The following is an 11,317-nucleotide window of genomic DNA, read 5'->3' on the forward strand; positions in this document are numbered from 1 at the left end:
GGACCCCCTTGTCCCCCGGCCGCCCCTGCCGGACGGAACCCTTGGCCCGGGGGGCCGGAAGGTCTGGGTGTGCGTCCCACGGGGGTGGGCGCACCAGGGCCGGGTCCGCCCCTCAGGCGCAGGCCCACCCGGGCCGGGGGTTCCGTCCTCAAACGCCGGACCGGCCGGAGAGGTGCCGAGCGGGCTGGAGCTGTGCGGGCCCACCGGCCCGAAGGTTGTGCGGGCCCGCTGAGTCCGAAGAGCAGAACACGTAGGGAGAGCCGTACGCATGGGCAGCGACATCACCGCCACGGACACCGCCACCACGCCCCACCGCGAGCGGGGCGACGTGGACGCCGGTGCCTACGAGGTGCTGCGGCGGCGGCTCTCCGCGCAGGCCGGCGACCTCGTGCGGCGGGCCGAGGCGCTCAACGCACGGCGGACCGAGGAGTTCGGATCCACCGGGTTGCGGCTTCTCGCCACCGAGCAGGTCCGCACCGAGCAGGCCTCGATCCCCCGTGATCTCGTCGCCGTCGGCCACCAGTTGCTCTTCGGATTCGAGCGCGGGCCCGGCGCCCGGGGTGAAGCAGGCGTCGAGGACGTACTCCTCGTACGGGACGCCTCGCCCGAGGACGACGCCCCCGCGCCGGACGCCCCCCTCCTCGACGACGACGGGTTCCGGCGCGAGTTCTCCTCCCTCCACCGCTACTTCCGCGACGCCCGCCTCCTCCGCCTGCGCCGGGCGGGCGGCAAGCTCCTCGCCGTCTTCCGGACCGGCGAGAACGCCGAGGACATCCGGGTTCTGCGCTGGGCGCTCGGCCCGGACGGGTCGCCCGGCGCGTTCCTCGACGCGCAGGGCGAGCGCGATCACGTCTTCCCGCCGTCGCACGACTTCGCGTGGACCGTCGCCGGGCGCGACGCCCACGTCCCCGGACGCCACCCGCACATCGCCATCGGCAAGAGCGGCGGCCTCTTCGTCGACACGCTCGGCGGCGCCCTCACCGTCAAGGTCGCCGACGACACCGAGTCGCCGGAGGGCATCTACGAGGAGCCCGTCGACGAGCCGTTGCAGTCGCTGGCCGACGCCGATGTCGAGTACGCGGAGGTCGGGCCGCTGGTCCTGCTGCGCGTGCGTCCGTACAAGGAGACGGACTGGCGCCACCTCGTCTTCAACTCCCTGCTGTCCACGGTCGAACGGCTCGACGGCATCGGGCCGTCCTGCCACCGACTCCCCGAGGACCAGGGGATCATCTTCCCCGGTGGCTACTACCTCACCACCGGCACCGCGAAGACCTTCGACACCGCCGAGGAGCTGACCGAGCCGGTCTTCGAGGGCGCGGTCCGCTCGCCCAACGGGGAGGACGTGCTCTACGCCTTCCGCTCCCGCGACGGCCTGCGCAGTCTCCTCCTCCCCTACAACCTGATCCGCCAGGAGGTCGCCACCCCGCTCACCGGGCGCGGGCACGCGCTGCTGGACGACGGGACGCTGATCCTGCTCCGGGACAACCCGGACGGGCCCGCGCGCGTGCACCCGTTGCAGCGCTGGCAGACGCCGTACGTCTCCGACACCTACGCCGCCGCCCGCCCCGCCGGGACCGGTCCGCTCGCCCGGACCGGCAACGCCGACCTGGTGCGCGGGATCTCCGACTGCCTCGCGCTCGCGCACGGCGTACGGGACATGACGCCGACGACCGCCGTGTACGGGCAGCTCGCCGCCGACTGCGCCCGCGCCCAGGACCGCTACCACTGGCTGTCCGACCCCGAACTGGGTTCGCTCGGTGAGCCGTTGGCCGAGCTGCGAGCCACCGCGCAGCAAGTGCTGGCCGAGTTCACCGCCGTACAGGAACTGACCCGGCGGGCCGCCGACGCGCTGGAGGAGACCACGGTCCGCATCACCACGCTGGTGCGGCGGGTACGCGGCGAGGTGCCCGGGTCGGCGTCCGCGTGGGTCGAGCGGCTGACCGAACTGCGTCAGGTACACGGGCACTTGGCGACCGTCGGCGAGATGCGATACGCCGATGTCGAGCGGATCGCGGAGCTGTCGGCCCGGACCGAGGACGACATCGCCTCCGCCGCCCAGCGAGCCGTGTCCTTCCTCGCGCGCGAGGACGCGTTCGACGGGTACCACGCGGACATCGCGGGGCTCGTGGCCGATGCCGGGGCGCTGGAGACCGTACGGGACGCCTCCGCCGTGACGGACCGGCTGGCGGCGATGACGGAGGGGCTCGCCACCGTCACGGACGTCGTCGCCGGTCTCGACATCGGCGACGCCACCGTGCGCACGTCGATCCTGGAACGGATCGCGGAGGTGCTGGGCGGGGCGAACCGGGCCCGCGCCACGCTGGACGCGCGCCGCCGGGAACTGCTGTCGAAGGAGGGACGGGCCGAGTTCGCCGCCGAGTTCGCGCTGCTCGGGCAGGCGGTGACGGGCGCGCTGGCGGCCGCCGACTCACCGGAGGCGTGCGATGACCAACTGGCTCGGCTCCTGCTCCAGTTGGAGAACCTGGAGTCGCGGTTCGCGGAGTTCGACGACTTCCTCGCCGAGCTGGCCGAGCGCCGCACCGAGGTGTACGAGGCGTTCTCCGCGCGCAAGCAGACGCTCCAGGACGAGCGGGCGCGGCGCGCGGAGCGGCTGGCCGGGTCGGCGGACCGGGTGCTGGAGACCATCGCCCGGCGGGTGGCCTCGCTGGACGACCTCGACGCCGTCCACACCTACTTCGCCTCCGACCCGATGGTCGCCAAGATCCGCCGTACGGGCGACGAACTGCGCGAACTCGGCGACCCCGTACGGGCGGAGGAGCTGGACGGGCGGCTGAAGGCGGCCCGGCAGGAGGCGGGCCGCGCCCTGCGCGACCGTACCGAGCTGTACGCGGACGGCGGGTCCGTGATCAAGCTGGGCCGGCACCGGTTCGCGGTGAGCACCCAGCCGTTCGACCTGACGCTGGTGCCCTCCGGCGACCGGCTGGCCTTCGCCCTGACCGGGACGGACTACCGGGCCCCGGTCACCGACCCGGCGTTCACGGCCGCCCGGCCGTACTGGGAGCAGCTGCTCCCCTCGGAGAACGCCTCCGTCTACCGCGCCGAGCATCTCGCCGCCCGCCTCCTCGACGAGCACGGGGCGAGCCGTCTGGCCGAGCGGTCCGATGCCGAACTGGCGCGGATGGTACGGGAGTCGGCAGCCGAGGCGTACGACGAGGGGTACACGCGGGGCGTCCACGACGAGGACGCCACGGCGATTCTGGCCGCCCTGCTGCGCCTGCACGCGGCCGCCGGGCTGCTGCGCCACGAGCCGGGGGCGCGGGCGGCCGCCCAGCTGTTCTGGGCGTACGGCGTGGACGCGGCGCAGCGCACGGCCTGGGTGCGGCGGGCGGTGTCGCTGGCCCGCGCCCGCGACACCTTCGGCCTGGCCCCGACCATCGCCGTGCTCCAGGAGGAGTGGGCGACGGCGATCGAGCACTCCCCCGCCGCGTCGGACGGGGCGCGGCCCGAGGCCGTCGCCGCGTACCTCTTCGAGGAGCTGACCAGCGGGCCGGCCGGGTTCGTCCGGTCCGCCGCGGTCCGGGCGTTCCTCGACGGGTTCCACCGGGCCGCCGGGCCCGACGTGTACGCGGAGGACCTGGCGGCCCTGGGCGACGACCTGGCCGCCCGCAAGCAGCTCGTGGAGGGCTGGCTCGTCCCGTACGCCGAGTCCACGGGGGCCGTCGAGTCCACGGGCATCGGCGGCGGCGATCTGGCGGAGGCCGTCGCGGTGGAGCTCTGCCCGGAGCTGGAGCGGTACGCGTGCGACGCGCCGCTCACCGTACGGCTGGAGGGCCTCCTCGGCGACCACCCGCGCATCGCGGGCGGCGGGGTCCTCACCGTACGGATCGACGAACTCCTCGCCCGCACCGCCGAGTTCCGCGCCGACACCGTGCCCGGCTTCCGCGCCTACCAGCGGCTGCGCACCTCCCTGGTGGACGTCGAGCGCGGGCGGCTGCGGCTGGACGACCACCGGCCGCGCGTGATGTCGGCGTTCGTCCGCAACCGGCTGCTCGACGAGGTGTACCTGCCGCTGATCGGCGACAGCCTGGCCAAGCAGCTCGGTACCGCCGACGCCGACCGGCGCACCGACTCGCAGGGTCTGCTCCTGCTCGTCTCGCCGCCCGGCTACGGCAAGACGACGCTGATGGAGTACGTCGCGGACCGGCTCGGGATGGTCCTCGTCAAGATCAGCGGGCCGAACCTGGGCCACGACGTGACCTCCCTGGACCCGGACCAGGCTCCGAGCGCCACCGCCCGCCAGGAGATCGAGAAGATCAACTTCGCGCTGGAGGCGGGCAACAACACGCTCCTCTACCTCGACGACATCCAGCACACCTCGCCCGAACTGCTCCAGAAGTTCATCCCGTTGTGCGATGCCACCCGCCGCATCGAGGGCGTGCGGGACGGCGAGCCGCGCAGCTACGACCTGCGGGGCAAGCGGTTCGCGGTGTGCATGGCGGGCAACCCGTACACCGAGTCCGGCGAGCAGTTCCGGATCCCCGACATGCTCGCCAACCGGGCCGACGTGTGGAACCTCGGCGAGGTGCTCAGCGGGCGCGAGGACGTCTTCGCGCTGAGCTTCGTGGAGAACGCGCTGACCGCCAACCCGGCCCTCGCCCCGCTCGCCGCCCGCTCCCGGGACGACCTGGCGCTGCTGGTGCGGCTGGCGGGCGGCAGCGATCCTTCGGCGCGCACCGAGAACCTGGAACACCCTTACTCGGCAGCTGAATTGGACCGGATTCTGGCGGTGCTGCGGCATCTGCTCACGGCCCGCGACACCGTCCTCGCGGTGAACGCGGCGTACATCGCCTCGGCCGCGCAGACGGACGCGTCGCGCACCGAGCCGCCGTTCCGGCTCCAGGGCTCGTACCGCAACATGAACAAGATCGCCGAGCGGATCGTGCCCGTCATGAACGCCGACGAACTGTCCGCCGTCATCGACGACCACTACGCGGGCGAGGCCCAGACGCTCACCACCGGCGCCGAGGCCAACCTGCTGAAGCTGGCCGCCCTGCGCGGAACGCTCACCGCCGAACAGGCCGAGCGGTGGGCGGCGATCACCGCGTCCTACGTCCGTACGCAGGCGCTCGGCCGGCCGGACGACCACCCTTCCCCAAGCTCTCAGCTACGTTCGAGCAGGGCAGACCCCATCTCCCGGGCCGTCGCCGCGCTCGGACTCCTCGCGGACCGGATCGCGGCGGTCGAGACGGCGATCCAGCGCGCGGCGGACCCCCGGCACCTGCTGGCGGGCACCCAGGGCGGCGCCAACGGCGGAGCGGTCGACGACCGGCCCGCCCCCGGCCGTCATGCGAAGATCACAAACGCTCCACACTGATCGGGACCGATCGGGAAGACCGAGCCGGAAGGATCACGGCATGCTGGGTTTCGTGCCTCCACTTCCTCAGCAGCCGGGACGCCCGCCGTCGGCCGGCCACATGATCGTCTGCGGTGACGACGCCCTGGCGCGCCGGCTCGCCGTGGAGCTGCGCTTCGTCTACGGGGAACGGGTCACGCTGCTCCTGCCCCCGGGCCGGGACGCCAACAGCCCCGAGACCCCGCTGACCCAACGGGGGCGGGCGGCAGCCCTGTTCGGCCGGATGTCGGCGGCGATGAACCGCGCGGGCAACGGGAGCGGCACCGGGGGCGGCTCCGGCGACACCAACGCCGGGGTCGAGGCCGTCCGCATCATGGAGGCCCCCGAGCCCTCCGACGACGTCCTGGAGGAGGCGGGCGTCGACCGGGCCGCCGCGCTCGCGCTCGTCTACGACGACGACGAGCGCAACATCCGCGCCGCCCTGACCGCCCGCCGCCTCAACCCCCGTCTGCGGCTGGTGATCCGGCTCTACAACCGCAAGCTCGGGCTCCATCTGGAGGAGTTGCTCGACCAGGCGGCGGCCGTCGCCATGCCCGGCATCGACCCGGCGCTGCTGGACGCCTCCACCACCGTCCTGTCCGACGCCGACACCGCCGCCCCGGCCCTCGCCGCCACCGCCCTGACCGGCAGCAGCAAGATCATCCAGGCCGAGGGGCTGCTCCTGCGCGCCGCCGAACGCCCGCCGCCGCGCCCCGGCGAGACCCTCGACCCGGGCCTGTGCACGTTGGCGCTGCTCTCCTCCACCACCAACGACCCGGCGGGGTCGGAGGGTTCGGACAGCAGCGGTGACGAGGCGCCGCAACTGCTGCCCGACGAACAGACCGTGGCCGCGGCGGCCGGGCGCGGGACCGTCGTCCTGGAGACGGTCAGCCGCGCCGACCCGGACCGCCCCGCGACCCGCATGGGCGGCAGGGGCGCCCCGCTCTCCCAGGTCTTCTCCCGCCGGCTGCGCTGGTCGGCCCTCGGTGTCGCGGCCGCCGCGGTCTCCCTGGTGATCGCCTCGGTCCTGACCACCGAGGACAGCCTGCTGCACTCCGCCTATCTCACCCTGCTCGACCTGCTGGGCATGAACGACCCGGCAGCCGAGGGCGCCCCGCCGGCCCGGCAGATCATCCAGCTCCTCTCCGGCGTCGCCGGGCTTCTGCTGCTGCCGCTGCTGATCGCCGCCGTCCTGGAGGCGTTCGGCACCCTGCGCACGGCCTCTTCGCTGCGCCGCCCGCCCCGCGGCCTCTCCGGGCACGTGGTGCTGCTCGGACTCGGCAAGATCGGTACGCGGGTCCTCGTACGCCTCCGCGAACTCGACATCCCCGTGGTCGTCGTCGAGGAGGACCCCGACGCGCGGGGCATCCCGCTGGCCCGCTCGATGCACGTGCCGACCGTCATCGGCGACGTCACGCAGGAAGGCGTCCTGGAAGCGGCCAAGATCCGCCGCGCCCATGCCCTCCTCGCGCTCACCAGCATCGACACGACGAACCTGGAAGCGGCGCTGTACGCCCGCTCGGTGAAACCGGACCTGAGGGTCGCGCTGCGGCTGTACGACGACGAGTTCGCCACCGCCGTCTACCGCACCCTGCGCACCGCGCACCCCGGGGCGCTGACCCGCTCCCGTTCGGTCTCCCATCTCGCCGCGCCGTCCTTCGCGGTCGCCATGATGGGCCGCCAGATCCTCGGCGCGGTCCCGGTCGAGCGCAAGGTCATGCTGTTCGCGGCCCTGGAGGTGGCGGGGCACCCGCAGCTGGAGGGCCACACGGTCGAGCAGGCGTTCCGGGCGGGCGCCTGGCGGGTCCTGGCCATCGACGCCACCCCGCCCGCCGACCGCAACCCGGACCTCGCCGCCCTGCCCCCGTTCGACCCGGAGGGCGACGCGACACCGCCGCCCTCCGGCCTGGTCTGGGACCTGCACCCCGGTTACGTCCTGCGCGCCCAGGACCGGGTGGTGATCGCCGCCACCCGCCGGGGCCTCGCGGAGCTGCTGCGTCGGCAGCGGTCGGTGGTGCCGGGGCGGTAACCGCCCGCCCGGGGGGCGGTAGGGGCCCCGTCCCGGCACCGGCTTGCGCGCCCGGCGTCCGCAGCGTGCGCGGTTCGCGGTCGCCCGGCGCGGCCGGCTACCGGAACGCGCCCATCGCCTCCCGCACCTCGTCCAGCGTGGCCTCCGCCAGCGCGTTCGCCCGCTCGTTGCCGGCCCGGAGCACCGACCGTACGTACGTCAGGTCCTTCGCGTACTCCGCCCGCCGGGCCCGGAAGGGCTCCAGGTGGCTGTTGACCGCGTCGGTCACCGTCCGCTTCAGCGCGGCCGCCCCGCCGTCGCCGATCTCCGCCGCGACCTCGTGCGGATCCCGCTCCAGGCAGAGGGCGGCCAGCAGCACCAGGGAGGAGACGTTGGGGCGGGCGTCGGGGTCGTAGGTGATGTGCCGGTCGGCGTCCGTGGTCGCCCCCTTGAGGAGGCGGGCCGTCTCGTCGGCGGTGGCGGAGAGCGGGACGGAGTTGGCCCGGCTCTTGCTCATCTTCGTGCCGTCCGTGCCGAGCAGCAGGGGCGCGGCGGAGAGGAGGGCGTCGGGTTCCGGGAAGAGGTTCCCGTACCGCTCGTTGAAGCGGCGGGCGATGGTCCGGGTGAGTTCGAGGTGGGGCAGCTGGTCCTGGCCGACGGGAACCACGTTGCCCTTGCAGGAGAGGATGTCGGCCGCCTGGTGGACCGGGTAGGTGAGCATCAGCCCGCTGACCGAGGACTGCCGGGAGTGCGCGATCTCGTCCTTGACCGTGGGGTTGCGGTTCAGCTCCGCGACGGAGACCAGGCTGAGAAAGGGCAGCATGAGCTGGTTGAGCGCGGGGACGGCGCTGTGGGTGAAGACGGTGGACCGGACGGGGTCGATACCGAGGGCCAGGTAGTCCAGGAGCAGCCCGTCGGTGTACTCCCCCAGCCGCTCCGCGGTGTCCCGGTCGGTGATGACCTGGTAGTCGGGGATGAGGACGACGACGTCCACGCCGAGGTCCTGGAGCCGGACCCGGTTGCGCAGGGAGCCGAAGTAGTGGCCGAGGTGGAGGGCGCCGGTGGGGCGGTCCCCGGTGAGGACCCGGAAGCTGCCGGGATCCCCGGCGATGCGGCTCTCCAGGTCGGCGCTGCGGAGCTCGGCGGGGGTGCGGGGCTCGGTGGATCGGGGCTCGACGGTGGTCGTGGTCATGGTGGGTGCCTCTCCTCGCGTGAGTGATACGTGAGGGACGGCCCCGCCGGTGAGCGGCGCTGCGCTCCGTCTTCCGTGTCCGCGCCGTACGAGGGCAGCGAAAAGGGCCGTCCATGTCGAACGGCCCTGGTTCCGTGCAGATGCTGCGGCCGCTCCTATGAGGAGCGCCACCAGTTTCGGCACGGGACGGAGGTCATGGGCCGAGTGTAACGGCCGGGCCCTCACCGCGGGGGCAGGTCGTGGAATAGGTGGGAGGGGGGTCTCGTTGTAGGGTGTAGTTCAACATTCAACCAAATCGGCAAGGGTCACGAACCCCGGCCGGGACTCAGGAAGGCGGACGCCATGCAGTTCGGGATCTTCACCGTCGGGGACGTCACGACCGACCCGACCACCGGCCGGGCCCCCACCGAGAACGAGCGGATCAAGGCGACCCTGGCCATCGCGCAGAAGGCCGAGGAGGTCGGCCTGGACGTCTTCGCGACCGGCGAGCACCACAACCCGCCGTTCGTCCCGTCCTCCCCGACGACGACGCTCGGCTACATCGCCGCCCGTACCGAGAACCTGATCCTGTCCACGTCCACGACCCTGATCACCACCAACGACCCGGTGAAGATCGCCGAGGACTACGCCACCCTCCAGCACCTCGCGGACGGCCGCGTCGACCTGATGATGGGCCGGGGCAACACCGGGCCGGTCTACCCCTGGTTCGGCAAGGACATCCGCCAGGGCATCCCGATGGCCATCGAGAACTACGCCCTGCTGCACAAGCTGTGGCGCGAGGACGTCGTGGACTGGGAGGGCAAGTTCCGTACGCCGCTCCAGTCCTTCACCGCCACCCCGCGCCCGCTGGACGGCGTCCCGCCGTTCGTCTGGCACGGCTCCATCCGCTCTCCGGAGATCGCCGAGCAGGCCGCGTACTACGGCGACGGCTTCTTCCACAACAACATCTTCTGGCCGATGGAGCACACGAAGAAGATGGTCTCGCTGTACCGGCGCCGCTACGCCCACTACGGGCACGGCACCGCCGAACAGGCCGTCGTCGGGCTCGGCGGCCAGGTGTTCATGCGGAAGAACTCGCAGGACGCGGTACGGGAGTTCCGCCCGTACTTCGACAACGCGCCGGTCTACGGCCACGGCCCGTCCCTGGAGGACTTCACCCGCGAGACCCCGCTGACCGTGGGCTCCCCGCAGGAGGTCATCGAGCGGACGCTGACGTTCCGGGACGCGGTGGGCGACTACCAGCGCCAGCTGTTCCTGATGGACCACGCGGGGCTCCCCCTGAAGACGGTCCTGGAGCAGCTCGACATCCTCGGCGAGGAGGTCGTGCCGGTGCTGCGCAAGGAGTTCGCCAACCTGCGGCCGGCCGGTGTGCCGGAGTCCGCGCCCGTCCACCCGGCGGTCGCCGCCGCCCGCGCCACCACTGAGCAGAAGGAGGTCTGACCACGATGTTCGCCACCACCCCGCTGCGGATCGTCGCCGTCTCGGCCGGGCTGAGCCAGCCGTCCTCCACCCGGCTACTGGCCGACCGGCTGGCCGCCGCCGCCCGCGAGCGCCTCGCGGCCGAGCAGGACAGAGACGTCGAGGTCCAGGTCGTGGAGCTCCGTGATCTCGCCGTGGACATCGCGAACCACCTGGTCAGCGGGTTCCCGTCGACCAAGCTGCGCGCAGCGATCGACGCGGTGACGGAGGCGGACGGGCTGATCGCCGTGACGCCGGTGTTCACCGCCTCGTACAGCGGCCTGTTCAAGTCGTTCTTCGACCTGATCGACAACACCGCGCTGACCGGCAAGCCCGTCGTGATCGCCGCGACGGGCGGCACGGCCCGCCACTCCCTGGTCCTGGAGCACGCGCTGCGCCCCCTCTTCTCCTACCTGCGGGCCGTCACCGTGCCCACCTCCGTCTACGCGGCGTCGGAGGACTGGGGCTCATCGGGTGACGAGTACACCGAGGGCCTGCCGTCCCGGATCCGGCGCGCGGGCGGGGAGCTGGCCTCCGCGGTCCTGGGCCGTACGGCCTCCGGGGCCTCGCGGGCCCCGGGCCTGGACGACGGGGAGGACGCGGTCGTCCCCTTCGAGCAGCAGCTGGCGGACCTGCGGCTGGACTGAGGCCGGTGGCCGGTGGCCGGTGGCCGGACACGTGGGGGCGGGTCAGCCCGACCCGCCCCCACTTGTCCTATTTGACTACAGTGAGACCGGACGCTGGATCGGGCTTCACCGAGCTGGAGGCAGATATGGGCAGGATCGTTGTGGGCGTCGACGGCTCCGACTCCTCGATCAAGGCACTGCACTGGGCCGTACGCCAGGCCGAGCTGACCGGGGCCACCGTGGAGGCCGTGAACAGCTGGGAGTACCCCGCCACCAGCTGGGCGTCGATGATGCCGGGCCTGCCGGAGGACTTCGACCCGCAGGCCCTGGCCACCGTCTCCCTCACCGAGGCGCTGGAGGAGGCCCTCGGCACCGAGGGGGCCGCCGCGGTCAGCAAGGTCGTGGTCATCGGCAATCCGGCCCAGGCCCTGCTGGACCGCGCCGAGGGGGCCGACCTCCTCGTCGTGGGAGCCCGCGGCCACACCGGCATCAAGGCCACCCTGCTCGGCTCGGTCAGTCTCCATGTCACCCAGCACGCGCCGTGCCCGGTGACGGTCGTACGCGACTGACGGGAAGGGCGACTGACGGGAAGGGCGACTGACGGGGAGGGCGACTGACGGGAAGGGCGACTGACGGGGAGGGCGGCAGCCTGTCCGGCGGGAGAAACAAGGGGCCGTTGT

The 11,317-nt window shown here is 73.0% G+C and carries 6 protein-coding genes; 5 read left to right on the plus strand and 1 reads right to left on the minus strand.

Annotated elements, in window-relative coordinates; all coding sequences use genetic code 11:
• The first annotated feature begins 268 nt into the window (after nucleotides 1-268).
• Together ACFWM7_RS09885 and ACFWM7_RS09890 are read left to right on the plus strand one after the other, a co-directional pair.
• On the plus strand, nucleotides 269-5,335 hold the full coding sequence (locus tag ACFWM7_RS09885) for a DNA repair ATPase (RefSeq protein ID WP_383257371.1): 5,067 nt from the start codon (nucleotides 269-271) through the stop codon (nucleotides 5,333-5,335).
• A gap of 40 nt (nucleotides 5,336-5,375) precedes the next feature.
• Nucleotides 5,376-7,382: an NAD-binding protein gene (locus tag ACFWM7_RS09890; protein WP_383257374.1), complete on the plus strand. Its 2,007-nt coding sequence runs from the start codon at nucleotides 5,376-5,378 to the stop codon at nucleotides 7,380-7,382.
• 97 nt (nucleotides 7,383-7,479) lie between these two features.
• Here the strand turns inward: ACFWM7_RS09890 and trpS are convergent, their stop codons facing one another.
• Entirely contained in the window at nucleotides 7,480-8,553 is a 1,074-nt protein-coding gene (gene trpS / locus ACFWM7_RS09895) for a tryptophan--tRNA ligase (RefSeq protein WP_383257377.1), read from the minus strand.
• 342 nt (nucleotides 8,554-8,895) lie between these two features.
• Between trpS and ACFWM7_RS09900 the strand changes: the two genes are divergently transcribed.
• The 3 genes from ACFWM7_RS09900 (at nucleotide 8,896) to ACFWM7_RS09910 (ending at nucleotide 11,206) form a co-directional block, all read left to right on the plus strand.
• Complete coding sequence (locus tag ACFWM7_RS09900) at nucleotides 8,896-9,993, plus strand: LLM class flavin-dependent oxidoreductase (RefSeq protein WP_383257380.1); 1,098 nt, start codon at nucleotides 8,896-8,898, stop codon at nucleotides 9,991-9,993.
• Between the two features lie 5 nt (nucleotides 9,994-9,998).
• Nucleotides 9,999-10,658, plus strand: a complete 660-nt coding sequence (locus ACFWM7_RS09905) for an FMN reductase (protein ID WP_383257383.1) — start codon at nucleotides 9,999-10,001, stop codon at nucleotides 10,656-10,658.
• Between the two features lie 125 nt (nucleotides 10,659-10,783).
• Entirely contained in the window at nucleotides 10,784-11,206 is a 423-nt protein-coding gene (locus ACFWM7_RS09910) for a universal stress protein (RefSeq protein ID WP_383257386.1), read from the plus strand.
• The last annotated feature ends 111 nt before the right edge of the window (nucleotides 11,207-11,317 follow it).

Source organism: Streptomyces sp. NPDC058375, from assembly GCF_042723425.1.
GTDB lineage: Bacteria > Actinomycetota > Actinomycetes > Streptomycetales > Streptomycetaceae > Streptomyces > Streptomyces durocortorensis.

Bases quoted from the DNA above. Each gene is read 5' to 3' on its own strand.
- ACFWM7_RS09885 (WP_383257371.1), top strand. From the start codon at position 269: ATGGGCAGCGACATCACCGCCACGGACACCGCCACCACGCCCCACCGC.
- ACFWM7_RS09890 (WP_383257374.1), top strand. From the start codon at position 5,376: ATGCTGGGTTTCGTGCCTCCACTTCCTCAGCAGCCGGGACGCCCGCCG.
- trpS (WP_383257377.1), bottom strand. From the start codon at position 8,553: ATGACCACGACCACCGTCGAGCCCCGATCCACCGAGCCCCGCACCCCC.
- ACFWM7_RS09900 (WP_383257380.1), top strand. From the start codon at position 8,896: ATGCAGTTCGGGATCTTCACCGTCGGGGACGTCACGACCGACCCGACC.
- ACFWM7_RS09905 (WP_383257383.1), top strand. From the start codon at position 9,999: ATGTTCGCCACCACCCCGCTGCGGATCGTCGCCGTCTCGGCCGGGCTG.
- ACFWM7_RS09910 (WP_383257386.1), top strand. From the start codon at position 10,784: ATGGGCAGGATCGTTGTGGGCGTCGACGGCTCCGACTCCTCGATCAAG.